The sequence below is a fragment of the Flavobacterium sp. genome (assembly GCF_025352425.1).
GTDB lineage: Bacteria > Bacteroidota > Bacteroidia > Flavobacteriales > Flavobacteriaceae > Flavobacterium.
Window position 1 is genome coordinate 16859 of the sequence record NZ_JANXTI010000013.1, and the last position, 25311, is coordinate 42169.

Annotated in this window: 21 protein-coding genes; 9 read left to right on the forward strand and 12 right to left on the reverse strand. The window is 35.5% G+C overall.

What is annotated here, in order from left to right:
* Positions 1-87 precede the first annotated feature (87 nt).
* A complete protein-coding gene (locus Q0Q99_RS01855; RefSeq protein ID WP_293890596.1) occupies positions 88-1092 on the forward strand; it encodes a 3-oxoacyl-ACP synthase III family protein in 1005 nt (334 codons plus the stop codon).
* A gap of 184 nt (positions 1093-1276) precedes the next feature.
* Here Q0Q99_RS01855 and Q0Q99_RS01860 read toward each other — a convergent pair whose 3' ends face one another.
* Positions 1277-3694 carry a TonB-dependent receptor gene (locus Q0Q99_RS01860; protein WP_293890598.1) on the reverse strand — a complete coding sequence of 806 codons (2418 nt, stop codon included), beginning with the start codon at positions 3692-3694 and terminating at the stop codon, positions 1277-1279.
* Between the two features lie 121 nt (positions 3695-3815).
* Entirely contained in the window at positions 3816-8429 is a 4614-nt protein-coding gene (locus tag Q0Q99_RS01865; RefSeq protein WP_293890600.1) for a T9SS type B sorting domain-containing protein, read from the reverse strand.
* A 205-nt stretch (positions 8430-8634) separates the two neighbouring features.
* On the opposite strand from Q0Q99_RS01865, the gene argS reads away from it, so the two are divergent.
* The 4 genes from argS to Q0Q99_RS01885 all read left to right on the forward strand — a co-directional run bounded on the left by argS (position 8635) and on the right by Q0Q99_RS01885 (position 13683).
* A complete protein-coding gene (gene argS / locus Q0Q99_RS01870) occupies positions 8635-10422 on the forward strand; it encodes an arginine--tRNA ligase (RefSeq protein WP_293890602.1) in 1788 nt (595 codons plus the stop codon).
* A 101-nt stretch (positions 10423-10523) separates the two neighbouring features.
* Positions 10524-11285, forward strand: coding sequence for a hypothetical protein (locus tag Q0Q99_RS01875; protein ID WP_293890605.1), 762 nt, complete (start codon positions 10524-10526; stop codon positions 11283-11285).
* A gap of 127 nt (positions 11286-11412) precedes the next feature.
* Positions 11413-12741 carry a signal recognition particle protein gene (gene ffh, locus Q0Q99_RS01880; RefSeq protein WP_293890608.1) on the forward strand — a complete coding sequence of 443 codons (1329 nt, stop codon included), beginning with the start codon at positions 11413-11415 and terminating at the stop codon, positions 12739-12741.
* A gap of 54 nt (positions 12742-12795) precedes the next feature.
* A complete protein-coding gene (locus Q0Q99_RS01885; protein ID WP_293890611.1) occupies positions 12796-13683 on the forward strand; it encodes a bifunctional 5,10-methylenetetrahydrofolate dehydrogenase/5,10-methenyltetrahydrofolate cyclohydrolase in 888 nt (295 codons plus the stop codon).
* A 72-nt stretch (positions 13684-13755) separates the two neighbouring features.
* Here the strand turns inward: Q0Q99_RS01885 and Q0Q99_RS01890 are convergent, their stop codons facing one another.
* Positions 13756-14094 carry a helix-turn-helix transcriptional regulator gene (locus Q0Q99_RS01890; RefSeq protein WP_293890614.1) on the reverse strand — a complete coding sequence of 113 codons (339 nt, stop codon included), beginning with the start codon at positions 14092-14094 and terminating at the stop codon, positions 13756-13758.
* Positions 14095-14366: 272 nt separating this feature from the next.
* Between Q0Q99_RS01890 and Q0Q99_RS01895 the strand changes: the two genes are divergently transcribed.
* The 3 genes from Q0Q99_RS01895 to Q0Q99_RS01905 all read left to right on the forward strand — a co-directional run bounded on the left by Q0Q99_RS01895 (position 14367) and on the right by Q0Q99_RS01905 (position 16635).
* Entirely contained in the window at positions 14367-15149 is a 783-nt protein-coding gene (locus Q0Q99_RS01895) for a hypothetical protein (protein WP_293890617.1), read from the forward strand.
* Positions 15150-15450: 301 nt separating this feature from the next.
* Complete coding sequence (locus Q0Q99_RS01900) at positions 15451-15849, forward strand: hypothetical protein (RefSeq protein WP_293890620.1); 399 nt, start codon at positions 15451-15453, stop codon at positions 15847-15849.
* Between the two features lie 411 nt (positions 15850-16260).
* The gene (locus Q0Q99_RS01905) at positions 16261-16635 is read left to right on the forward strand and encodes a hypothetical protein (RefSeq protein WP_293890623.1); all 375 of its coding nucleotides are present in this window, start codon (positions 16261-16263) and stop codon (positions 16633-16635) included.
* 72 nt (positions 16636-16707) lie between these two features.
* Here the strand turns inward: Q0Q99_RS01905 and Q0Q99_RS01910 are convergent, their stop codons facing one another.
* The 4 genes from Q0Q99_RS01910 to Q0Q99_RS01925 form a co-directional block, all read right to left on the reverse strand.
* Positions 16708-17667: a hypothetical protein gene (locus tag Q0Q99_RS01910; protein ID WP_293890625.1), complete on the reverse strand. Its 960-nt coding sequence runs from the start codon at positions 17665-17667 to the stop codon at positions 16708-16710.
* Positions 17668-17732: 65 nt separating this feature from the next.
* Complete coding sequence (locus tag Q0Q99_RS01915) at positions 17733-18203, reverse strand: DUF1456 family protein (protein ID WP_293890628.1); 471 nt, start codon at positions 18201-18203, stop codon at positions 17733-17735.
* An 83-nt stretch (positions 18204-18286) separates the two neighbouring features.
* Positions 18287-19087 carry an alpha/beta hydrolase gene (locus tag Q0Q99_RS01920; RefSeq protein WP_367174953.1) on the reverse strand — a complete coding sequence of 267 codons (801 nt, stop codon included), beginning with the start codon at positions 19085-19087 and terminating at the stop codon, positions 18287-18289.
* 17 nt (positions 19088-19104) lie between these two features.
* Positions 19105-19608, reverse strand: coding sequence for a hypothetical protein (locus tag Q0Q99_RS01925; RefSeq protein WP_293890631.1), 504 nt, complete (start codon positions 19606-19608; stop codon positions 19105-19107).
* 115 nt (positions 19609-19723) lie between these two features.
* On the opposite strand from Q0Q99_RS01925, the gene Q0Q99_RS01930 reads away from it, so the two are divergent.
* A complete protein-coding gene (locus Q0Q99_RS01930) occupies positions 19724-20125 on the forward strand; it encodes a TerB family tellurite resistance protein (RefSeq protein WP_293890634.1) in 402 nt (133 codons plus the stop codon).
* 160 nt (positions 20126-20285) lie between these two features.
* On the opposite strand, the gene Q0Q99_RS01935 is transcribed toward Q0Q99_RS01930, so the two are convergent.
* The 5 genes from Q0Q99_RS01935 to rlmF all read right to left on the reverse strand — a co-directional run bounded on the left by Q0Q99_RS01935 (position 20286) and on the right by rlmF (position 25262).
* Positions 20286-20873 (reverse strand): hypothetical protein, encoded by a 588-nt coding sequence (locus tag Q0Q99_RS01935; protein WP_293890637.1) that lies wholly within the window; start codon positions 20871-20873, stop codon positions 20286-20288.
* Between the two features lie 250 nt (positions 20874-21123).
* On the reverse strand, positions 21124-21636 hold the full coding sequence (locus Q0Q99_RS01940) for a GNAT family N-acetyltransferase (protein WP_293890640.1): 513 nt from the start codon (positions 21634-21636) through the stop codon (positions 21124-21126).
* A 14-nt stretch (positions 21637-21650) separates the two neighbouring features.
* Positions 21651-23645 (reverse strand): excinuclease ABC subunit UvrB, encoded by a 1995-nt coding sequence (gene uvrB / locus Q0Q99_RS01945; protein WP_293890642.1) that lies wholly within the window; start codon positions 23643-23645, stop codon positions 21651-21653.
* 73 nt (positions 23646-23718) lie between these two features.
* Positions 23719-24303 (reverse strand): GDP-mannose pyrophosphatase NudK, encoded by a 585-nt coding sequence (nudK, locus tag Q0Q99_RS01950; protein WP_293890644.1) that lies wholly within the window; start codon positions 24301-24303, stop codon positions 23719-23721.
* On the reverse strand, positions 24300-25262 hold the full coding sequence (rlmF, locus tag Q0Q99_RS01955; protein ID WP_293890646.1) for a 23S rRNA (adenine(1618)-N(6))-methyltransferase RlmF: 963 nt from the start codon (positions 25260-25262) through the stop codon (positions 24300-24302). The genes nudK and rlmF overlap by 4 nt, the downstream gene beginning before the upstream one ends.
* Positions 25263-25311 lie beyond the last annotated feature (49 nt).

Below are 25311 nucleotides of genomic sequence, written 5' to 3' on the forward strand. Positions count from 1 at the left end.
TAAACCTGACTTGTTACAAATTTAAAAATCTTAAATAAAAGTGGTGCTTTTTAAAAATGTTTACCTTAGCATAACTAAATAAAAATTATGTTTCGTTCAAAAATATCAGGCTTAGGGTTTTACGTTCCCGATAATGTAGTTACCAACGATGACTTGTCAAAAATAATAGAGACCAATGATGAATGGATTCAGGAACGCACCGGAATTCAGGAAAGAAGGCATATCATTCGCGGTCAGGATACGACAACGTCAATGGGTGTAAAAGCAGCTAAAATCGCTATTGAACGTTCAGGAATTACTAACGACGAAATTGATTTTATCGTTTTTGCTACCATTTCTCCCGATTATTATTTTCCCGGTCCGGGCGTTGCCTTGCAACAGGAATTGGGTTTGAAAACTGTCGGTGCCTTAGATGTTCGTAACCAATGTTCGGGCTTTGTCTACGCGCTTTCTGTAGCGGATCAATTCATAAAAACCGGAATGTATAAAAACGTTTTGGTTGTTGCTTCTGAAGTACAGTCATTAGGACTGGACATGACAACGCGCGGGCGTAGTGTTTCGGTTATTTTTGGAGATGGGGCAGGAGCAGCTATGTTAAGTAGGAGCGATGACGATAGCGGAATTCTATCCACCCATTTGCATTCAGAAGGTGAACATGCTAAAGAGTTAGCAGTTTTAGCTCCCGGAATGGGAGGAAGATGGATTACCGATATTTTAGCTGAAAACAATCCTGATGATGAGAGTTATTTTCCGTATATGAATGGGCAATTTGTTTTTAAACACGCGGTGGTTCGTTTTAGTGAAGTAATCAACGAAGGGTTGCAGGCGAATAATTTACAGGTTTCCGATATTGATATGTTGATTCCGCACCAGGCGAATTTGAGGATTTCACAGTTTATCCAAAAGAAATTTGGGTTACTTGATGAACAGGTTTTTAACAACATTCAAAAGTACGGAAATACCACCGCAGCTTCAATTCCGATTGCTTTGACTGAAGCATGGGAACAGGGAAAAATAAAGAAAGATGATACCGTTGTTTTGGCTGCCTTTGGAAGCGGATTTACATGGGCGAGTGCCATAATTAAGTGGTAGCGTCTTTAGCCCCGATAGAAGCGGCATCCTTTTTTCTCGTTGTCAAACGAGGAAAAAGATATAGCGGATAGCGGGAGGATGCATACTTAAGATATTCATTTGCCGTGCTCCTAAAACTTAAAAACAGAAAAAGCCATCCTTGCACTGATGACTTTTTCCTAACACTAAATTCAAATTAACTATTTTACATCATTCCGCCACTACCTTGGGTTTCGTTTTTATCACGTTGTTTTCTTTGTAGCGCAGCATTTTTCCCACCACCAAAACGGTAATTAAATCCTAAGTAAACACTTCGGCTTTCCCAATAAAATGCACCTTCCTGTTTGTAAGGCAATGTTCCGTCAAAGCTAAAATTCATGGTGTTAAAAATATCACTTGCTCTCGCGCTGATGGTTCCTTGCCCTTTTAGTACATTATAGCTCGCACCGATATCGGTTTTGTACATGCTTTTTCTTAAAAATTGTAGCCCTTGTTCTTGTCCGCGATACATTCCGAAAAGTTGGAAACGCAGGTTTTTGGTAGCTTTAAAAGTATTATTGATTCTTCCGTTGAAAATTGAAACATCTTTTTCAATGAATTGAGCAGTTACGGTTCCCCTTATTTTTTTGAAATAAATATCGGTTCCGATGTTTGCGCTCCACCATTTTGTAAAATCTAAATTTGCCGAGATTTCAGCACCATAGGAATTGTTGTCCTTAAAGTTGGCGTAGGACAAAATATTTCTGTTGCTGTCATTAGGATCAATTTCTACCAAACGCGTAATTTCCTGAGTAATCATTCGATAAAATACCACACTTGAAATAGAACCAATTTTTGTTTTACGGGTATAATTCAATTCAAAAGAATTGGTAAATTGTGGTTTCAAATATGGATTTCCAACCGAACTAATCGTTGGCGTACTCCATTCTCTGATAGGATTTACCTGGCCAATACTTGGTCTGTCAACTCTTCGCGAATAGTTGAAATTAAATGAATTTTTCTCCGAAAGTTTATAAGATAAATAACCACTTGGATAAACGGTATTTATTTTATCGTTAAAAGTGCCGGTAATGATTTCAGTAGTGTTTCCGTTTCCGTTGGTGTCTTCCGAATCAACGGCATTAAATTTTGCGTCGGCGGTATAATTTTCAAAACGCGCGCCTATCTGGTAACCCCATTTTGTCCATTGTTTGCCATATGTTGCATAAGCAGATTGAATTTTTCTTTCATAATGAAAATCGGAATCAAAGTCCTGATTTTTGTCGAAATTATTATTGGTGTCTTCAATTCGAGTTTCTAAACCGGTTTCTAATTTGGCGTCCTTTGGCAATGGATTTGTATAATCCAAATTGATTTTAGTATTGTTATTGATACTGTTGATGTCGTTTATATACGAAGTGCTGACATCAGAAATCGTAACGAATTGAGAATGCTCAGTGCCTTTGTTTCGGTTGTAATTTGCTTCCAATTCAATATTTTCGCCTTCTTTTTTGAATTTATGTTTAAAATCTAAATTATAAGTTCCGGATGGGTTTTTACTGTGACTATCATTTGTCTGAAGGATGTCTGTAAGAGCATTTGATTGGTAGTCTACCATTGTTGAACTGTTTCCGCTGGATAAGTAAAGATTTTGGTTCGTATAAACAGACAACGTATTAAAGTCATTCAAATAATAATCGACACCTATTTTATATAAATGAGAGGTGTTTTTATTTCCGAAATTAAAATCTACCGTTTTTTCAGCACTAGGCTGATGGCTATTTACAAAACCATGGTTCTTTTGCAAACCGTGATTAAAACCATAATTTCCATAAAAATTGAATTTTCCAACTTTGTAATTCATGTCGAAGGACGAATTCACTTTTGGCGTTTTGGCAAATGTTACTCCGTTGTTAATACTTCCATTAAAACCTTGATTTGCATTTTTGTGTAAAACGATATTAATTATTCCACTCATTCCTTCCGGATTGTACTTTGCCGAAGGGTTTGTAATCAATTCGATTTGTTTTATGGATGCCGATGGGATTTGTTTAAGCAGTTGTGCAGGGTCAATATTGGTTGGTTTTCCATCGATTAAAACCCGCACGTTTTCATTACCTCTTAGGCTAATGGCGTTGGTTTGCGCATCAACACTAACTGACGGAATGTTGTTTAAAATTTCTCCGGCCGTTGCTCCTGCGGAAATTAAATCTTTACCAACATTTATAATTTTTCGGTCAATTTTTTGCTCGTAAGTAGATTTTTCTTTGACAATTTCTACGCCTTCCAGTTGAACTGCATCTTCTACGAGCGAAATAGTATTTAGATTGATGTTTTTATTGGTATCAGTTAAGTTTGCGATAACTGTTTGCTTTTTATAGCCCATAAATTGGAACTCAACAGTATATTCTTTTAGCTCCAAATTTTTGATGCTGAAATTTCCATTGTCTTGTGTGATTCCGCCCGTAATAACTTTTCCTTCCAATTTAACGCTGACATTTACGTAAGGAATAGGTTGTTTAGAATTGTTGTCGATTACTTTTCCCGAAATGCTGCCTAATGCGAATGCACTTTGAGAGGCGTTTTGGGCTTGTAGAAACGAAAAGAAGAAAAGTAAACTTAATAGTAAAAATTTTAATTTCATTATGATTGAATGGTTTTATTAATGCACAAGTAGACTTTAAAAGTCATAGCTTGTTACAAATTTTAACAAAAAAACTCCTGAAAAGTATTCAGGAGTTTTGACAAAGTAAGTTTCATGTAGCTTATCGTTTCATAGCGAAATGAGCTTTAAATTCTTGATTAACCTGATTTTCATCGGTGTAGGAAACATTAAACCAATAATCGTCAGATGGCATTAAATGACCGTTATAGGTTCCATCCCAACCGCTATTACTTGGTTTTATTTGTGTAAGCATTTTACCAAAACGATCATAGATTTCAATACGGGCATTTTGTTGACCAGCTAAATCTTTAATATTCCAAGAATCATTGTATCCGTCACCGTTTGGCGTAAAGTATTTGGGATAGTTCACAACCAAAGCTTGAATGCTTGTAATTCCGCAGCCATATTTATCTCTGACAGTTACGATATGAATTCCTGATGGAACATGCTCAAAAACATTACTGTCTTGAAATGGACCATTATCTAACTGGTATTCAAAATTATTTCCTTGTCCGATTGCTGTCACCGTTATAGATTGGCTTTCTGAAAAATCTTCGCTCACCTCATAGGTTACGAGTGCTGGTTCAGAAGGTGAAACCGTAACATTTACAGGTACTGAAGAACAGCCCGAAGCATTATTTGTAGCGACTAAAGTAAACAATCCAGGCACAATTGCCTGATAATTCGTGCCAGTGCCAATAGTAGTTCCTGCTTCATTTGTCCAAACAAATGAATGGATAGAAGCACTTAATCCACTATACATTGTGTAGGCATTTAATAGTGTTCCGGTTTCACTGTTTATACATACAATTCCGTCAACAGGTTTGGGTTCCGGAAGTTTATTTACAATAATAATTATCGGCTTTACATCATAACAATTTGGAGCCAATGAGTTACTCACTCTGGCGTAAACTAAAGTTTGAGTAGAAGATGTTACCGGGCTTGATGCAGTTGTTGCGTTTGTCAGACTTTCATAATAGGTAACACTGAATTCACTACCTGTTTGGGTTCCCAGAATTGTAGCTGATAATGTTGATAAATTAAAATTAACTATGCCGTCATTAGTACCATCCAGGTCACATGTAGTTCGCATGGTTACAGGAACTAAATTTGCAACCGGCGTATCAATAATTGTCACGGTAAAAGAACTTTCATCACTACATCTTGGAATGAAAGGTGATATAGCATAAATATATATTGTCATTGAGCTGTTAATTACAGTTCCTGAAACCAGCATTGTTCCTGTGCCGTTCGGACCCGTATAGAATCTGCCTACAATTAAAGTGGGTAATGTATAATTTTCGCAAATAGTGATATTTGGTAAATTATCAACGTTAAAAATAGTGACGGTAAAACTTCTTTCACTAGAACAATCAGGCGAAGTAGCAGTATGCACATAAACATATAGTGTTTGTGACGAAGTTAACACATCGCCTGCATGCAATAAGGTTCCGGAAGCATTTGTGCCCGTATAATAATCCCCAATAGGCAATAGTGGCAAAGTATAAGAGTTACAAGTTGAAGGGTTTGCTATTGGACTAATTGTCGGGGTAATATTAATGGTTACTGTAAATATATTTTCATCAAGACAGGAAAAAGAGGTTCTAATTAAATATTCTTTGAATATATATATTGTCTGATTTGAAGTAATCGCGGTGCCGGGCAATATTTCTGTTCCAGTACCAGTCGAACCACCAGATGCAGTATAATAATGGTTATTAGCAGTTAAAACTGGCAACGTATAGCTATCACAAGCAGTAACATTTGGTAACGAATCCGCTGTTGTTGAAAAGATGTTTATTTGAAACGTATTTTGAATACTACAAGCTGGAGTTGTATTTGAAATAGCATAAATATAAATTAATTGCGAAGAAGTGACAACACTATTTGGCGCAAGCATTGTTCCCGTTGCATTTGGGCCAGTATAATAATCCCCAACGGCTAAAGCTGTTAAAACGTATTGGTTACAGATATCAATATCAGAACGAGAATCAATAGCTGGCAGTGGATTGATAGTAACAGTAAAACTGTGTTGATTAAAACAAGTTGCATTTAATCTTTTAAAGATATAAATGGTTTGTGTTGAAAAAATAACATCTCCGGGATAAAGCATTGTTCCTGTTCCTTCAATATCAGTAAAATAGTCACCATTTGTTAAAACTGGTAGCGTATAACTTTCGCAAACAGAAACATCGGGCAAGACATCAATTTGGGGTTGAGCAAGATTTAATACAAAATGTAAGTTATCACTACAGTTGTTTGATCTGCTTGTAGTTGGTGCATATACATAAATAATAGAACTATCATTTATTACAGTGCCAGAAGGAATTTGCGTTCCTGTCCCACCTGGACCAGTGTAATAGTTTCCTATCGCAAGTGCCGGCAAGATGTATCCATTACATTGAGCAATATCTGCTGGTTGCGGCATTCCAATAAAAACATCAAAAACATCTTCATCAGTGCATGGTCTTGTTCCGCTTGTAGTTGCATAAACATAGATGGTTTGACTTGTTGTTATAAAAGTTCCGGCTGCTAATTGTGTTCCGGTTCCACTATGTCCAGTAAAATAATTTCCTAAAGTCAGTGAGGGTAAAGTATAAGAACCACATTCAAAAACATCTGGTCTGGTTCCAACTTCAATACTTGGTAAAATTGTGACATTGAAACTAGAATCTACTATACAGATTGGTGGTGTCGTGGTAGTGAAATAATAATAAACAGTTTGCGAGGCAGAAATTACAGTTCCCGAAGGGATTTGTGAACCTGATGCCCCTGGTCCGGTGTAATATTTTCCATAGTTTAGACCGGGTAAGGTATACTCTCCACAACTTGTAACATTGGGAGGGGTTAAACTACTTTCATCCACAATCGTAATTTTAAAAGAACTATTGGCTCCGCAAGTACCTGGTCCTCCTGGCTGATTAAATATATAAATAGTTTCAGTTTGTGTAATTAATGTTCCAGCAAATAAGGGAAATCCATTCCCATTTAAACCTGTAAAATAATTTCCGTTAGTTAAAGGTTGCAAAGTATAACTGGTACACACTAGTACATCGTCAAGGTCGTCAACTAAAGGAAGTGGATCGACGATAAGATTAAAACTAGTAGTGCTGAAACAAGAAGAATCACTAACATTCTCCACTCTAACATAAATAGTTTGCCCAGTGGAGTTAAATAATGTAGAATTGTTTATAGGGTTAACACCATTATTGGCATTATTTAATGATGTGTAATAACTAATAATATTTATCGCAGGCGATTGACCGTTTAAAATTTGGGTTCCTTGTAAAGTAAGATTAAAACGGGCTCGAAGTTGACTTATTGAAGTTGAACATTTATTTAGATCATTTGGTTGATTAGCGACCGGACCAGGAGAAACAAGTAACTGAAAAGATTTAACAATAAAGCAACTGCTATTTGGTAATTGAATTCTAACGTAAATGGTTTGACCACTTGGACTACTGTAAAGTAATGGAAGCGGATTTATATTATTATCAGCGTCATTCTGGGAAATATGGTAAGAAACATTGGTCAAAGGATCCAATCCGTTTTTAACTACGGGAGTATTTAAATCCAAATTGTAAACATAAGTGGAAGCTCCCGAATCACATTTATAAATTGTATTAGGATTTGGAGATGTAATTTCAGGATAATATTCTATAACAACTGAATCTGTGAAAGGCACACATGTATCAAAAACATTATCATAAGTTACTTCATAAGTGCCGGCCTGGCTAATATTTAAAGTAGGACTAGTTTCTCCAGACACAACTACATTATCTTTTTTCCAAATAAATGTATAATTAGAAGGACTTAAACCAGTGTCAATCGTGTGATTTGTTCCATAACACAATGCTGTGTCCGCGGCAATAGTTAAATCCAGTCCTAACACGTCCTGACCTACATTAAAACTGTTAGAAGACAAAAAAATAGCCGAATCTGACTGTGGATCTAATCTGTCTGCAATAACTAATTTAATATGATAAGGCACGCCTGCTGTTAGCACGGAAGCCGCAGTTAAGACTTTTGTTTGACCATTAAAATTTGTTGCTGAACCAGCGGCACCAGAACCGCCATTAAAACTTCCAAAATATTGAGCATTGACGGATGGACAGGAAGAATTATAAAGAAAATCCCTGATAGTTACAACAGAAATTGGAGTAGTAGTACTGGGAACAACGGCTAAGTTAGTTGTAACTCCCGTTGTCATATTAGTTAATAAAAATGCAAAAGCATCAGAATATAAACATTGAAAATTTCCATACTCTTCAGAGGCAAAAATAAAATCAAAACTGAAGTTTGGAGAAATGGGCGTAAAATCGAATTCTAAAACAGTAGCATTTTTTGACACCATAGAAATTCCTGCCGCTGCCAATGTCAATTCTAAATTCGCATCACCAGGCCAGGTGGTTGCGCCATCATTTAGTATGGAAGTATTTGGTCCAGGAGCATATAATACATTTCCGGTGCTTAATACTACACCACTTTGCATCGGAAAATTCGGATTTGTATTTTGGAAATACCCAATTCCATTCGAAGAACCAAAGTTAGTTCCTGTGGTCCACGTAACATTGGTAGCATTAACGCATGGTGAATTAATCAACACATTGTTTACCAGTTGAGGCACTGAGTAACTGGTAGTGCTCACTGACAGTGGCTGTGAAAAACCAAAAGAAGTAAGCATAATGGAGGTTAAGAGTAATAACTTTTTCATAATCTGGGAATTTTGACAAAACAAATATTAACCAAATATCATTTAAATACAAATAATATCGATAAAATACATAATATTTATATTTAAATAAATAAAAAACTTACAAACAGTATTTTGAATACTATTTATCTCTATTTTTATAAAATGCTCTATCATACCAGAATTATACTGTAATGATTATCTTTGCCAACTTAAAGAAATTACCATGAAGCTTTCACAAATTCTTACTTCACCAGTTCAAAAAACAGCACAGCAATTATTCGATGTTACAATTGATAGAGTTGAATTTCAAAGCACACGTAAAGAGTTTGAAGGCGATATAACACTAGTCATTTTTCCCTTGTTAAAGGTTATCAAAGGCAGTCCGGTAGAAATCGGCACTAAAATCGGAAATTATTTAGTGGAAAATATAGCCGAAGTTATCCGCTTTAACGTTGTATCCGGATTTTTAAACATTGTTGTTTCAGATGATTATTATCTCAATTTTTTCAATGAGATAAAGGATAATGAACTCTTTGGTTTTACTGATGTTTCTCCAAATGACAAAGCCATTGTAGTCGAATATTCTTCGCCAAATACAAACAAACCTCTGCACCTTGGTCATGTCCGAAACAATCTTTTAGGATATTCTGTCGCTGAAATTATCAAAGCTTCCGGAAAAAAGGTTTATAAAACCCAAATCATAAACGACCGTGGAATTCATATTTGCAAATCGATGTTGGCCTGGCAAAAATTTGGCAATGCACAAACACCGGAAAGCGCCGGTTTAAAAGGAGATAAGTTAGTTGGCAATTTCTATGTAAAATTTGACCAGGAATATAAAGCACAAATTAGTGAATTAATCTCCCGGGGAAAAACAGAAGACGAAGCAAAAAAACAAGCTCCGATTATTTTGGAAGCCCAACAAATGCTCCTCGATTGGGAAGCAGGAAAGCCTGACGTTATTAAACTTTGGAAAACAATGAACCAATGGGTTTACGATGGTTTTGCTCAAACCTATAAAAATCTCGGAGTTGATTTTGATAGTTATTATTATGAAAGTAATACCTATTTGTTAGGTAAAGAAGTGGTGCAATTTGGATTGGAAAAAGGCATTTTCGAAAAAGATGCTGATGGTTCAGTTTGGATTGATTTAACGTCAGATGGCTTAGACCGAAAAATTGTATTGCGTTCTGATGGAACCGCGGTTTATATGACTCAGGATATTGGAACAGCAATTCAGCGCGTCAAGGATTTACCAGATGTTGGCGGAATGGTTTATACCGTTGGAAATGAACAGGATTATCATTTTAAAGTGTTGTTTTTAATTCTGAAAAAGCTAGGATTCAATTGGGCAGAAAGCTTATTTCATTTGTCATACGGAATGGTGGAATTACCTTCAGGGAAAATGAAATCAAGAGAAGGAACTGTGGTTGATGCCGATGATTTGATGGAAGAAATGACTGCTACCGCAGAAAAAATTTCAACAGAATTAGGAAAACTTGAAGGTTATTCTGCAGAAGAAAAAGCCCGATTGTTTAAAATGATTGGCCTTGGTGCCTTGAAATATTACATTCTGAAAGTTGACCCAAAGAAGCAAATTCTTTTTAATCCTGAAGAATCAGTTGATTTTACAGGAAATACCGGTCCGTTTATTCAATATACATATGCACGGATTCAGTCTATTTTGCGAAAAGCCGATTTCGATTACCAAACTGTCATTCTGAGTGCTAATGAAGCATCTCTGCATCCAAAAGAGAAAGAACTGTTAAAACAAATCGAGCTTTATCCGGAAGCAATACAAAACGCAGCAAACAATCATTCCCCAGCTTTGATTGCGAATTATACTTATGAATTGGTTAAGGAATACAATTCATTTTATCAATCAGTTTCCATTTTAGGTGAAGAAAACTTAAAAAAGAAAATATTCAGAGTGCAGCTTTCTAAAAAAGTTGCAGAAACAATAAAGTCTGCTTTTAATTTACTTGGGATAGAAGTTCCGGAAAGAATGTAAAAAAATATGCTTTTAAGACAATATTTTTCTTAATTTTACGTTTCTTAAATATATAGCTGAAGGTTATATGAATTCTGTATGTTAAACCAAATCTTAAAAAAATGAAAAACGCATCAAAATTATTAATGTTAATTAGCCTTATTGGGTTGATTTCTTTGAATTCTTGTTCAAATGACAGCGCAGGCTCTTCAAACAAGATTACGGCAAACTCTACTCTGAAAAAATTGTTATCAAGAGTTTCCCAAAAACGAACTTCGAATGACAATGTTGTTGACAGTACCAGTTGCTTTACAGTCCAACTTCCGTTTACAGTTATTGTCAATAATACTCAAGTGGTTGTTGCAACCCAAGCCGATTATCAAGCTGTTGCCAATCTTTTTGATGAGCATGAAGATGATGAGGATCACTTAGAATTTGTTTTTCCAATAACCATAATTTTCTCCGATTTCACGCAACAAGTGGTTACCTCGAATGAACAATTGCATGCTTTGACAGAACAGTGTGAAAGTGATGATGTTGACAATGACGAAGATGAAAGCAATGACGATGACGATAACGCTATCAATTGTGTTTCCTTAACTTATCCGTTTGTAATTTCTACTACCCATAATTCAGTTCTTGAAGATGTCACTATCAATAATGACCATGATTTATATGTTTTACTTGAAACTGTTGAAGGAAGTAACTATGTAACTATTAATTATCCAATTTCAATCGTTGATGCGAACGGTCATACTGTAGTGGTTCAAAACAACCATCAACTTGAAGAAGACATAGTCGATGCAACTTCGGAATGTGGGAATCATGATTCAGATGATGAAAACGACAATGAAGATGATGGAAATCATAATGATGGAGATTAATCTCTAAAATAGTGCTTAATAAAATTATTAAAACGACCGGCAGAAATGCTGGTTTTTTTATTTCCAATACTTTCATACTTCGGAATCAAATCCTTAAATTTGCACTTCATTAAAACAAGCATACATTATGTTCAATAATTTAAGCGATAAACTGGATAAAGCATTTCACATCCTAAAAGGACATGGGAAAATTACCGAGGTCAACGTAGCCGAAACTTTGAAAGAAGTCCGTCGTGCCTTGCTTGACGCCGATGTTAATTTTAAAATCGCCAAAGACTTTACCACAAAAGTTAAGGAAAAAGCAATAGGTGAAAATGTATTGACAACATTACAACCGGGTCAATTATTGGTTAAAATCGTAAAAGACGAATTAACCGAATTAATGGGCGGAGATGCTGCGGGAATTAACCTTTCCGGAAGCCCAACGGTGATTTTGATGTCGGGTTTACAAGGTTCGGGTAAAACAACTTTCTCAGGAAAATTAGCCAATTACCTCAAAACCAAAAAAGGAAAAAAACCGCTTTTAGTAGCTTGTGATATTTATCGCCCTGCGGCAATCACTCAGTTGCATATTGTTGGAGACCAGGTTGGTGTTGAAGTTTATTCGGAACCCGAAAATAAAAATCCGGTTGATATTTCGCTTAAAGCCATCGCTTACGCAAAAGCAAACGGATTCAATGTTGTGATTGTCGATACGGCTGGTCGTTTGGCAATTGATGAACAAATGATGAACGAAATTGCCAATGTTCATGCAGCAATCAAACCTCAGGAAACATTGTTTGTTGTTGATGCGATGACCGGACAAGATGCAGTGAATACCGCAAAAGCGTTTAATGACAGATTGAATTTTGACGGAGTTGTTTTAACCAAATTGGATGGTGATACGCGTGGTGGAGCCGCCATTTCTATAAAATCAGTTGTCGATAAACCAATCAAATTTATTGGAACCGGAGAAAAAATGGAAGCTATTGATGTGTTCTATCCAGCCCGTATGGCGGAAAGAATTCTGGGAATGGGTGATGTTGTTTCATTGGTAGAAAGAGCTCAGGAGCAATATGATGAAGAAGAAGCGAGAAAAATCCAAAAGAAAATTGCCAAAAATGAATTTGGTTTCGATGATTTCCTGACTCAAATCCAACAAGTGAAAAAAATGGGAAACATGAAAGACTTAGTCGGAATGATTCCCGGTGCGGGGAAAGCACTAAAAGATGTTGAGATTGAAGATGACGCTTTCAAACATATAGAGGCAATTATTCACTCGATGACACCAAAGGAAAGAAGCAAGCCTACGATTATCGACATGAAAAGAAAAACCCGAATTGCGAAAGGCTCCGGGAGAAAAATAGAAGAAGTAAATCAGCTGATGAAACAATTCGATCAAATGAGCAAAATGATGAAAATGATGCAGGGCGGAGGCGGAAAGAATTTGATGAAGATGATGGGAGGTATGAAATAGTATAGTAGAGACGCGATTTATCGCGTCTTTTTCATTTATTCAAAACATTACAAAATGAAGTTATTAGACGGAAAGAAAATCGCTAACGATATCAAAATCGAAATCACAGCAGAGGTTAACAAAATGAAAGCCAACAAGGAAAAGGTACCTCATTTGGCGGCTGTAATTGTGGGCAATGATGGTGCAAGCTTAACTTATGTAGGAAGCAAAGTAAAAGCATGTGAATTGGTTGGATTTGAATCGACTTTAATCCAAATGCCAAGTACCACCTCGGAAACGGAGCTATTGAAAAAAATTGCTGAACTTAACGAAAATGATGATATCGATGGCTTCATCGTTCAATTGCCTTTGCCCGAACAAATTGATACACAGAAAATATTAATGGCCATTGATCCGAGTAAAGATGTGGACGGTTTTCACCCCGAGAATTTTGGAAAAATGGCGTTGGATATGACGACTTTTATTCCGGCAACACCCTTTGGAATTTTGGAATTACTGGAACGATATAATGTAGAGACCAAAGGAAAACATACAGTGGTAATTGGAAGAAGTCATATTGTAGGAAGGCCAATGAGTATACTGATGGGAAGAAAAGGTTTTCCGGGAAATTCAACCGTAACACTCACTCATAGTTATACTAAAAACATTGCCCAAATCACAACACAGGCTGATATTATTATAACCGCATTAGGTGTTCCCAATTATCTGAAAGCTGAAATGATTAAAGACGATGCAGTAGTAATTGACGTTGGTATTACACGTGTTGCTGATGAAACTGACCCAAGAGGATATCGAATTACTGGAGATGTAGATTTTGATGCGGTTTCCAAAAAAGCATCTTATATAACGCCTGTACCCGGTGGAGTAGGTCCGATGACCATTGCCATGCTTTTAAAAAATACTTTATTGGCAAGAGAACAGAAGAGACACAGACTAGAATAAAAAAATCCTGAGTGAAAGCTCAGGATTTTTTTTATATAGTGTAAGTTGATTTTGTTTTTATTGACTTAGTAATTATAAGACACCATTGAACTGGTTAATTATAAAATCCATTTTTTTATTAAGGGCATCAAATAAAGTATTAGGCGTTTTAATGGTTATTTCAAAACCTGTTTCTTTATTAACTATTGCATCAGTAATTGAATCATTAATTATTGGCTGACTTTCTTCCATAAAATAGGTTGACGACACCTCTAGTATATCAGCCAATTTGGGGATATAATCCACTTTAATGCTTTTACCACGTTCCCAGTTGCCAATTGTGGCCTGAACGACACCTATTTTATAGGCAAGTTCCTCTTGGGATAATTTTCTTTTTTCTCGTAACAATTTCAATTTAATACCTGTTGTCATGGTTTTGATTTTTTAAATTATTAATAATTTGTTTTTTGTGGTATTTTGAAATTTATTAAAGTGTGGTAGAGTATAACGTAGGAATTACAGATTTATTGTATAAAAAGGATGTTTTTTCAAACACCTTTTTAATAATTTCAAACAATAAGTTGTTTGATTTAAACAATTTGTTGTTTGGCAATGGTTTACAGTATTGGCAACTTTACAACATCAAAATAATCGCGAAAAGTTTTGTTAAACGAAAAAAATGTATAATTTTAAAACAATTAAAAATGAAAAAATTAGTTTTTGGCTTGATAGCCACGGTAGTGTTCTCTTTCAGTAGTAGTGCACAAGCAACAAATTTTGAGCCATGTAAAAATCAAACATTTGTAAATAATTCAGAATACAATGGTAGTATTAGTAATTCTAAATCAGTTGTAAGACCTTGGTGGGCAACGGCTATAGTTGATGCTTCAGGTGCTATCGGTGGTGCTGCTTCTGCTGCGCAATTTATAAATGTAGCTTCAGCAACACCTTGGGGTTGGGCAGCAATAGGTGGATGTGCTGTTATATGTGGAGCTGGTGCTTCTTTAGCAAAAGTTGGAAATGTAAAACCAAATGAAAATAATATCAAAAACCTTTCAAATGAGCTAAATGAATTAGATTGGGTTGGTGTTAGGCATAATTTGATTATAAATGATTACTTTGAAAATTATTCAGAATATAATCCTGAAGACTATTATAATTTCATTGTAAAAAACAAAGATAAGTATGAAATTAAAGATGTCTATATTACCAAGGAATATTTAGAAAAACAATTTGAAACTGTTAAAAATATAAATAGTGATGAGGATGTCTATGAATATGCGCTTTCAAACTTACCTAAAGAAGTTAATAAGGAAGATTTTAAAAATTTCTTAATCAATCTTTCAACAATTGACTCTAATGATGAATTTATAGAAACAGTTAAGGTATATGAAAATAAATTGATTCAATCGAAACTTTCAGATGAGACTAAAGCTCAATTATCAACTTTTTTTTCAACAATTAGATATTCAAAAAACCTTTGGTAAATTGTAATTTTTTTTTCTAATATTTGTATACTAAAAATTAAAAAGACATGATTAAAAAAACAATAATTGTAATAATTTTAATAGTATTAGCTTTTGCACTACTTATGCTACCAGGGAAATTCAATCCATTATATTTATTACTTTATGTCCCTATTCTAGCATTTGGTGTAAAGGAATTTAGAAAATAAAAATATTGCTTCTGGTAATGCGAGTATCTTGCTCGTGAAAAGTTAGATAAACAAATAAAAAATCTAAATCACTACTTCAACTCAGTGGTTTAGTTTCTAAAAAAATCATAAGTATGAAGTTTAGAAAACTCATTGCAATAATATTTCTATTGCCATTAATGTCTTTTGCCCAATCCGATCTTCAAACCGCGCTTAAAGGCGGAGAATTATTGCTAACCGGTTTAAGTGTTTTTAAAACCACCAAAGGTAGTAAGACAGATAGTAAATTTATTGAAAGCGTTTGTGTCAAAAACAAACTGGTTGATAAAATTACTTTCAGGATAGTGGGTAAAAACGAGGAAGGAGACGAGATTAAAAAAGAACTTGTTATCCAAAAAGACGGTAAAGAATGCCTCTTTGTATTACCTAAAGGCATTTATACATACGAAGTTGTACTGCCCAACAAAGATGTTTATAAAAAAGGCGAATACAAGTTCGATGAAGATGTTGTCATCACCATTAAAGATGATTAATAAAAATCCTGAGTGAGAGCTCGGGATTTTTTGTTAATACCCCGTCATGATAAATAAATATCACACATTGATTAATCAATATGGCATATTCAAGGATAAATTGGCACATTCATTAATCAATTTAGCACATTCAAAGATAAATATCACACATTGATTAATCAATATAGCACATTCAAAGATAAATAGGCACATTTATTAATCAATATGGTATATTCAAAGATAAATATCACATATTGATTAATCAATAGGGCAAATTCACTAATCAATTTTCAATCTTTATTTATCAGAATTACCGTTCATCGGTATTTTTTGAAGATTATCTAATATTTGCGCTAAAATTACTACTTAATCAAATAGGTGTACTATTTTAGAGCTAGAAAATATTTATTAATCTTTTAAAAAAAAAGCAATATGCCAGCAAGAACAACAGGACGTATAATCCTTCCGACCAATCCCGGAGAGCTATTAAATCTAGCTCAAAAAATTTATGATAAACACTTAGCCGATGGAGCAAATTCTCCATTAAATGCAATGCAGGACTACAATTGGGCTTCCGATGGTCCAAAAGTAGCACCATGCAAACGGAATAACGATGATGCAGAAGCCGCTGCCAAAAATGCAGAGAAATTTTATCGTCAGCGCGATCAGGATTTACCGGATATAAAACAAATTGTAAAAAACAGCGCAGCGATATTAAAAAGCATTTATGCCAAAAATCCAAAGGTTTTGGGTGATTATGGTTTAGTGGTTGACGACAGTCCAAAGGTTAAAAAACCAAACCCGTAAAATAGCCGTTCCTATTATTAAAAATCCCCTTTCGGTATGAAAGGGGATTTTGCTTTTTATATGGTTATGAAATTACAACTTCGCCAACCAAAGCGAAGCATTCATATGCAAACGCGAGTGAGAAGCCAACTCGGTCCAACCGGGATAAAGTGTATCTCCGCTTGCTCCCGTTCCGTCATCGGCAGGAGAACTATCACCAATAACAACAACTCTTCCTGTTCCGAAAGTAGCCGTGGCACACATAATATTTGAGGTTCCTTGTGATGAACTTCCTCTCCAAATTAAGCCCTGCGCGGTTGCATTTGCCGAGATGTTTATTGACATTGTTGCTCCTGCAGAATATTTAAGCTGGGTAACTGTTCCTTGTGAACCATTCAAAATTGGATTGGTCGTTGCGCTCAATCGGTTTGAAGTGGTTTCGGAAATAGTATTCAGGGTAATGCTAATTCCAAATGGGTTTGTTTGTACAGAATTGCTAGACATTAAATCATTCCAAATCGCTGGTGAATCCCAACCATCATTATTTCTGTCTGATGCCGTGTGGTCTGAAATCATAAATAAACCGCCACCGTTTTTAACGAAATTTATAATAGCCGTTTTCTCTGCAGCCGTAAATCTTATATTTGGTTCATCTACCACGAAAACATCATAGTTTTTCAAATCTTGCGCACCCGTTCCGCCATAAGTAATGGCTGTTCCCAATGGTAAGGTTTCTACAGTATGTCCTAATTTAGCTAAGGCAATTCCCCAGGAAGACAATCCGCCACGCCAAAAACTTTCGGTTGTAGTAGCAGTAACGTTAGATTGAGCCGGCGTTGGGAAACGTTGCGGCACAGCATCGGCATCTAATACCCAATCTGCATTTCCTGCGGTTTCGGCTTTGGTAGCATCGAATAAAAATTTCTTTGGAATTGCGGTTGTAATGGTAGCTGCGGAAGTAGCTTTATTTGAAACAATTGCACCATTTTCATTATCACAAGAAAATGTAATAATTGAAAAACCAGCAATTATAATTTTACTAAATAAGTTCATGTGGTCTCGTTTGGTTAATTGGTTTAAAAACAAGTAAATATAGACTTTACCCTAATATAAAAAAATTATTTTTTGTTCTTGCCGTTTTTATACTGAACTTTTTCAACAACCTGAATTTTTGGTGCGGGTTTTTTATCTTTTGGATTAAAAGGTTTAGCTCCGCTCCGTTCGCCTTTGGCTCGGGTCTTTTTAGAATCTGTTTTTGGATTGGGTTTAAACTCTGATTCGGGTTTAAATGATGCTTTGGATTTTTCGGCAACATTTTTCTTTACAACTTCCTGATTTTGTCTAATAACATCCATTGCATTTTTTGGGTTCTCTTTCGTACCGCGCAAATGAATAACCAATCCGTTTAGGAAATTACGTAACACCTGGTCGCCGCATTCCATAAAATCGGCGTGATCCGCATTTCGAAAAATATTTCCAATTTCACCTTTAGACATTCTGAAATCAACTAATTCAAGGATTTCCACAATTTGGTCATCACGCAATTGAAGAGCCACACGGAGTTTTTTAAAGATATCGTTATTGTTCATTTCTTAAGTTTCAGAGTTTCAGAGTTTCAGAGTTTCAAAGTTTCAAAGTTTCAACTCACAATTCGTAATTCGTAATTCGTAATTCAAAACAGCCAAAGGTACGCCTTTTTAAAGCTCTCACGCCACAATTTTTCGTTGTGCTGCCCGCCTTTTACAATTACTTCCTTATTCAGTTTTTTGCATTCACAGCGTTTGGTGTTTACCCAATGTTCAACATTTTTCATATCGCGAATAACATCGTCGTCGCCTTCGTTATCGCCGCACAGGAAATAAACTTTAGTATGAAAGTCTTTGGTTTGCGCTAATAAATCATTCATTTCATTTCTGCCAAACCAAAAAGAAGGCGAGAAGCAACCTACTTTCCCAAATATTTGAGGATATTTTATCGCAGCATAAAACGAAACCAATCCGCCAAGTGAACTTCCAAAAATGGCAGTGTTTTTTGCGTTAGTTTTGGTTCGATACGTTGCGTCAACCTTTGGTTTCAGGATTTCAACAATAAAATCCAAGTAATCATCCGCTTTTCCTCCTCCATATTTAGGGTTTTTATACGGGGTTAATTCATCTATCCGTTTGTCGCCGCCATGTTCAATGCCAATGATAATAACCTGGGCATTGATACTGTCTAAAGTTTCATCCACATTCCATTCGCCCACATAAGATGTTGTAGCATCAAACAAATTTTGTGCATCATGCATGTAAATGACAGGATATTTTTTGGTCGAAGTAGTGTAGTTTTTTGGTAAATACACCCAAATTTTTTTAGAAGCCTTTAATTGTGGAGCATCAATGATAAAAGTTGACACTTGCTTACTGGCTGTGCTTTTTTGCGCACCAGCATTGAAGAGAACCAATAAAAAGAGTAGTGACAAAAACTGTTTCAAAATGGGGATTGTTAGGTTTATTCTTCAGCGGTTTTGTCTTTAGCGTCGCTCTGTTCTCCTTTGGCTGGGGTGCCTCGAGTCTTTTTGCCTTTCTTTTCTTTTTTACCGCTTTTGCTTTCTTCTACAAAAACCTTATATTTTTCTTTTTGGACTTTATTTAAATAAGAATTAATGATTATTTCTGATTTGTCCATTAGCGCTTGCACCTCAATTTTTTTATCGTCTTCAGACTTTTCTTTTTTTATTATAATGTCAACGTTTTTCATGTTTGACGCAATTTCGTTTTTAATGGCAATTACCTGAAGCTCATCAAGGGTCAATGCTACTTTTAATTTTTCGATAATTTTGTCAAGTTGTTGGGCTTTGTATTTTTCAATGTCTTCGACAGAGGGTTTTGTAGATTCATTACTATAATCCCTATTATTAGTGCCATTGTAATTGTTTTGACGGTAGCCGCCCTGTGAAAATCCGTTAAGAGAAGAAAGTAATAAATAGAAAAAAAGTATATTGAATGCCTTCATAAGAATTAATATTGAGGAAGTAAAATTAATAAAAAATGAATAGTCTAAATGTTAAAAAATAAATGATTATCATATTCATAAAAATTATATTTTAGCTGAAAATTATACTATCAGAATGACCGATTATAAAGAAAGATTGGCCCTTTTAACTGAAATGATTGCTTTTTCTGTTGTTGACGGAAGGTTGCATGAAAGGGAATGCCTTTTTCTGACTATGATTGCCGAAGAACTTCAGGTAAGCAAAGCAGATTTTAAAAGCCTTTTTCATCAGGAAGAATATCCTGTTGTTATTAAATCGGAGTTTGAGCGTATTCAACAATTTTACCGTTTGGCTTTGCTGATGCATTGCGACGGCGTTTTACACGAACGCGAACAAATAAAAATCCACGAAATTGGTATCAATATGGGCCTAAACCCTCACGCTATAAAACGGGTTCTTAAAGCGATGGAAGCTTCACCAAACAAGATGATTCCGCCCGAATTTTTATTGGAAGTTTTTCAGGAGCAGTTGAATTAATTGTTTTACACTCTATTATTTTAGCAGATTATAACTACGCGTAAGTTAAATTGTAACAACTAATTTAATCCGGATAAACCTGTCGATTTTGCTAGTGTTGATGCCTCTAACCTTAATAGATTTTCAGGAATTGTCCCCGCAATAATTTAGAATTCAACACTTATTTAGTGCACTGCCGTTTGTATTCATTCAGGTAATTTTCAAATTCATCTTCAAATAATAATTTTTTAATGTCTTCCTGTACATGTTTTAAATAGGATGGACAATCTCCAACGATTTTCTCCAATAAAGCTTTATAATCTTTTGGGAATTTAACACTCCACACATAATCTTTTTCATTTACTTTTTTCACTAAATATCCGAGCCTAACAGTATAATTAACTCCGATAAAACCTGAACCATAAAATTGATAAACAGTAAGTTTATCCACTTTCTTTCCTGAAAGCCTGAATAAAAAATTTCCTTTTTTTGCTGATTCGTCATAAAAAGAATCAAAGCAAAAATCCTTTGAATTTGATTTAATGCAAAAGCTTTTTAGTTCAGCGGGCGTTGAAGTGATGCTTTTTCCGTTTATGAAATATTTTACCTTTTCCTGTAGTTTTTCTATTTTTGCATAACTTCTAACAGTAAGATCTTCTACATTAAATGTAACTTTGATAGTGTCATTATTTTGAACAATATAACCGTTAGATTGACTGTTTGTAAAATTAAAAAGAAGTACCGTTAGAAAAGTAAAAAGTGGTTTCATTAGAATAAGATTTAAAATTATTTTTGAAGTGAGTTTATCGATTAAGATTTAAGCTAAAATAATTAAAAGTTAGCTTTTGGCAATAGTTTAATTATATAAAATAAATACGAATTAAGTTGTTTTATACTGCAAACTGATAATCTCGTCACGAAGTTTGGCAGCTTACATAAAGTCTAATTCCTTAGTCGCTTTTTCCATGGCTATGCTACTAGCTGAGTTTTTTATCGGAATCCTTCAAGGAGCAGTTAAATTAATTCTCAGTTAATTTCTTCTCAAAAGCTTTTCTTGCGCCACCTCTAAAAGTTACTTCTCCACAATATATATAACCCAACTTTTTTAATATTCTCAACATCGGAATGTTGTCAAAATTAGTGTCAACCTTAATGCTGAAAATGTTATTTTCTATTGCTAAAACTTCAGTAAAAAGAAAGATTTTTTGAGCTAATCCTTTTCCTAAATATTCATCTGATATGGCAACGCGATGGAGTACTGCAAAATCGTCATTTGTCAGCCATTTTCCACGAATTTTTTCATATTCTGGTTCGTCATTGAAAAGGACAACAGCGTATCCAGCAATGGTATCATCAACAATTATAACATAACCAATTTGTTTTTCAATATCTTGTTGAATAAAGGTTTCATTTGGATAACCATCCTGCCATTGCTCACTTCCATCATTTTTTCTGCGAATGATAGCTTGCTGAATAATATCCCATATTTGAGGAACTTCCGAAGCATTTGCTTTCCTTAGATGGTAATTCATTTTAAATTGCGCAATTAAGTTGCTATTTTTTCTTGTAAACTTTTTATCTCATCACGAAGTTTGGCAGCCGCCATAAAGTCCAATTCCTTCGCCGCTTTTTCCATTGCTTTTCTGGTGTCACGTATTTTCTTTTCTATTTCGGGTTTGGATAAATACAAACTTTCCGGTTCAGCGGCTTTGGCAATTTTGTCTTCAAAGTATTTTGTAGAAAGTGAGTTGTTGCCCAAAGCACTTCCGAGGCTTTTGACCAAAGCTGTCGGTTCTAGTCCGTTTAGCGTATTGTAAGCAGTTTGTTTCTCACGGCGGTAATTGGTTTCATCTATCGTTTTCTGCATGCTGTTAGTAATTTTGTCTGCATACATAATCGCTTTCCCATTTACATTTCGGGCAGCACGGCCAACGGTTTGTGTTAACGAACGCTGACTACGAAGAAAGCCTTCCTTATCAGCATCAAGAATAGCGACCAATGAAACTTCGGGTAAATCCAATCCTTCACGCAATAAGTTTACCCCAATCAATACATCAAACAAACCTTTACGCAAATCCTGCATGATTTCTACACGTTCCAAAGTATCAACATCAGAATGGATATAACGGCAGCGGATGGAAACCTTGGTTAAATATTTAGTCAGTTCTTCCGCCATACGTTTGGTTAATGTGGTTACCAAAACGCGTTCGTCAACTTCACACCGAACCTGTATTTCTTCAATTAAATCGTCAATTTGATTTAAACTCGGACGTACTTCTATAATCGGGTCCAATAATCCCGTTGGACGAATAACCTGTTCTACATAAATCCCTTCCGACTTTTCCAATTCATAATCCGCAGGTGTGGCTGAAACATAAATTACCTGATTCTGCATGCCTTCAAATTCCTCAAACTTCAACGGACGGTTATCCATTGCGGCTGGTAATCGGAAACCATATTCGACCAGGTTCTCCTTTCGGCTTCTGTCACCGCCATACATAGCATGAACCTGCGAAATGGTAACGTGACTTTCGTCGACAACCATCAGGTAATCTTTTGGAAAATAATCCAGCAAACAGAAAGGCCGTGTTCCCGGAAGACGTCTGTCTAAGTAACGGGAATAATTTTCAATTCCGGAACAATAACCCAATTCACGTATCATTTCCAAATCAAAGTTGGTTCTTTCTTCCAAACGTTTTGCTTCGAGATGTTTGCCAATTTCTTTGAAATAATCGACTTGCTTTACCAAATCTTGTTGGATTTCCCAAATCGCAGAATGCAATACATCCGGCGAAGTCACAAACATATTGGCAGGATATATATTCAATTTGTCATACTTTTCCAAAACCTTAGAAGTTTTTTTGTCAAACGCTTCTATGTCTTCAATTTCATCTCCAAAAAAATGCACACGATAAGGCTCATCTCCGTAACTCGGAAAAATATCAACGGTATCACCTTTTATCCGGAAGGTTCCCGGTGTAAATTCGGCTTCAGTCCTGGAGTACAAACTTTGTACAAGTCGATGCAGTAATTTAGTACGCGAAATGATTTCATTTTTGGCAATCGAAACTACGTTCTTTTGAAACTCTACGGGATTTCCAATTCCGTATAAACAAGAAACAGACGAAACTACAATAATGTCACGACGACCAGAAAGCAGTGCAGAAGTAGTGCTTAGGCGCAGCTTTTCTAATTCTTCGTTGATAGATAAATCCTTCTCAATATATGTTCCGGTAACAGGAATAAACGCTTCGGGCTGGTAATAATCGTAATAAGAAACAAAATACTGCACCGAGTTATTCGGAAAAAACTGCTTGAATTCAGAGTATAATTGTGCGGCTAATGTTTTGTTATGTGCCAAAACCAACGTTGGTTTTTCAATGTTTTGTATGACATTGGCAACCGTAAATGTTTTTCCTGAGCCGGTAACGCCCAATAAAGTCTGGTATTTATCACCATTGAGAATTGCGTTGGAGAGTTTCTCAATCGCTTGAGGCTGATCGCCGGTAGGTTTATAATCTGATACGACTTGGAATTTCATGGTTTTGCGAGGTACGAAGCAATCGTTTCTATATTGTTATGGACAAAATTTGAAAGTAACAAAGTTACAAAGTTTAGTTCAGTAAGTTATTAATTTTAGCATACTGCAAGAGCATGATTGTTTTTGCATCTTTGATTTCACCGGAAGCAATCATACTATATGTTGTGTCAAAGTCCAATTCCAAAACTTCAATATTTTCCTGTTCATGAGCAATGCCGCCGCCTTCGTTTACTTTCATGTCTTTGGTATATTCCGCGGCAAAAAAGTGCACAATTTCAGTTACTGAACCCGGCGACATATAGACTTCAAACAGTTTTTGAACAGCTGAAATTTTATAACCGGTCTCTTCTTCGGTTTCTCTTCTGATGCACTCTTCGGCATTGTCTTTATCCAATAATCCTGCGCAGGCTTCAATCAACATTCCGGTTTCGTTTCCGTTTAAAAAGGTCGGCATTCGGAATTGACGCGTAAGGATTACAGTTTTAAGATCCTTGTTGTAAAGTAATATTGTTGCCCCATTTCCCCGGTCATAAGCTTCCCGCGATTGTGTTTCCCAAGTGCCATCTTTTTTGAGATAATTGTAGGTTATTTTTTTTAGCGTATACCAATTATCAGAAAGAACTTCAGTTTTTAGAATTTCTATTTTTGGCTTACTCATGAGTTTATGGAATTTATCATTTCTTGTTGTTGCTTTGGCGAAAGAAATGTCCATGCTACTATCCGGCTTATCTTTTGGCCTTGAGCCATATCTATAGTTTTTATTTCAGCAGCACCAACTTTGTTCAGCAGTTTGTAAATATTTTTCAGATTATCTTTTTTGGATACCAATGTCGTGAACCACAAAACCTGCATCGGGTATTTGACACTTTCATAAATCATTTGGGTAATAAAACCTAATTCGCCGCCCTTGCACCATAACTCCGCATTTTGGCCACCAAAATTAAGAACTGGCTTTGAGGTTTTGTTATCTTCTAAAGCATTTACTTTTCGCAATGCGCTTTTGGAAGCTTCTTCAGGTGATGAGTGAAATGGGGGATTGCAAATGGTAAAGGCAAATTTGTCTTCTGGCAGAATAATATTCTTAAAAATAAACCGGGCTTCTATTTGTGATTGCAAACTGATTGCATCAATTAGTTTAGGATTATGAGTTATGATTTTTTTGCAGTTTTGTAGTGCTTTTTCATCAATATCGGTTCCAACAAAACTCCATCCATAGGCAGCATTTCCTATTATCGGATAAATACAATTCGCACCAATGCCAATATCCAATACAACTATGTTTTCTCCTTCAGGAATGATTCCATTGTTAGTCGTTGCCAATAAATCGGCGATGTAATGAATATAATCGGCTCTTCCGGGAATTGGCGGGCAAAGAAATCCAGTAGGAATATCCCAGTTTTGAATGTCATAATTGGAAATTAATAAGGCTTTGTTTAGGGCTTTTACGGCATGAGGATTACTGAAATCAATGGTTTCTTCATCGAGATTGTTCTCATTTACAGAAACAAAGAGTTGCAATTCCGGATGCACGTTTATCAATGCTTCAAAATCATATCGAAACCGATGTGGGTTTCTTGGATGCAAGCTTGTTTTTTCTGTGGTATTATGTTTTTTCAACGTAGTGTCTATTTTTATTTACCGCAAATTCGCAAATCAATGATTGGGT

What these genes read in the sequence shown, in the direction of transcription:
- Q0Q99_RS01905 (WP_293890623.1), top strand. Translation starts at nt 16,261, where the DNA reads ATGCCAGCAAGAACAACAGGACGTATAATCCTTCCGACCAATCCCGGA.
- Q0Q99_RS01855 (WP_293890596.1), top strand. Translation starts at nt 88, where the DNA reads ATGTTTCGTTCAAAAATATCAGGCTTAGGGTTTTACGTTCCCGATAAT.
- ffh (WP_293890608.1), top strand. Translation starts at nt 11,413, where the DNA reads ATGTTCAATAATTTAAGCGATAAACTGGATAAAGCATTTCACATCCTA.
- Q0Q99_RS01885 (WP_293890611.1), top strand. Translation starts at nt 12,796, where the DNA reads ATGAAGTTATTAGACGGAAAGAAAATCGCTAACGATATCAAAATCGAA.
- Q0Q99_RS01910 (WP_293890625.1), bottom strand. Translation starts at nt 17,667, where the DNA reads ATGAACTTATTTAGTAAAATTATAATTGCTGGTTTTTCAATTATTACA.
- argS (WP_293890602.1), top strand. Translation starts at nt 8,635, where the DNA reads ATGAAGCTTTCACAAATTCTTACTTCACCAGTTCAAAAAACAGCACAG.
- Q0Q99_RS01860 (WP_293890598.1), bottom strand. Translation starts at nt 3,694, where the DNA reads ATGAAATTAAAATTTTTACTATTAAGTTTACTTTTCTTCTTTTCGTTT.
- Q0Q99_RS01925 (WP_293890631.1), bottom strand. Translation starts at nt 19,608, where the DNA reads ATGAAGGCATTCAATATACTTTTTTTCTATTTATTACTTTCTTCTCTT.
- Q0Q99_RS01900 (WP_293890620.1), top strand. Translation starts at nt 15,451, where the DNA reads ATGAAGTTTAGAAAACTCATTGCAATAATATTTCTATTGCCATTAATG.
- Q0Q99_RS01865 (WP_293890600.1), bottom strand. Translation starts at nt 8,429, where the DNA reads ATGAAAAAGTTATTACTCTTAACCTCCATTATGCTTACTTCTTTTGGT.
- Q0Q99_RS01915 (WP_293890628.1), bottom strand. Translation starts at nt 18,203, where the DNA reads ATGAACAATAACGATATCTTTAAAAAACTCCGTGTGGCTCTTCAATTG.
- Q0Q99_RS01940 (WP_293890640.1), bottom strand. Translation starts at nt 21,636, where the DNA reads ATGAATTACCATCTAAGGAAAGCAAATGCTTCGGAAGTTCCTCAAATA.
- Q0Q99_RS01895 (WP_293890617.1), top strand. Translation starts at nt 14,367, where the DNA reads ATGAAAAAATTAGTTTTTGGCTTGATAGCCACGGTAGTGTTCTCTTTC.
- Q0Q99_RS01935 (WP_293890637.1), bottom strand. Translation starts at nt 20,873, where the DNA reads ATGAAACCACTTTTTACTTTTCTAACGGTACTTCTTTTTAATTTTACA.
- Q0Q99_RS01875 (WP_293890605.1), top strand. Translation starts at nt 10,524, where the DNA reads ATGAAAAACGCATCAAAATTATTAATGTTAATTAGCCTTATTGGGTTG.
- Q0Q99_RS01930 (WP_293890634.1), top strand. Translation starts at nt 19,724, where the DNA reads ATGACCGATTATAAAGAAAGATTGGCCCTTTTAACTGAAATGATTGCT.
- nudK (WP_293890644.1), bottom strand. Translation starts at nt 24,303, where the DNA reads ATGAGTAAGCCAAAAATAGAAATTCTAAAAACTGAAGTTCTTTCTGAT.
- Q0Q99_RS01890 (WP_293890614.1), bottom strand. Translation starts at nt 14,094, where the DNA reads ATGACAACAGGTATTAAATTGAAATTGTTACGAGAAAAAAGAAAATTA.
- uvrB (WP_293890642.1), bottom strand. Translation starts at nt 23,645, where the DNA reads ATGAAATTCCAAGTCGTATCAGATTATAAACCTACCGGCGATCAGCCT.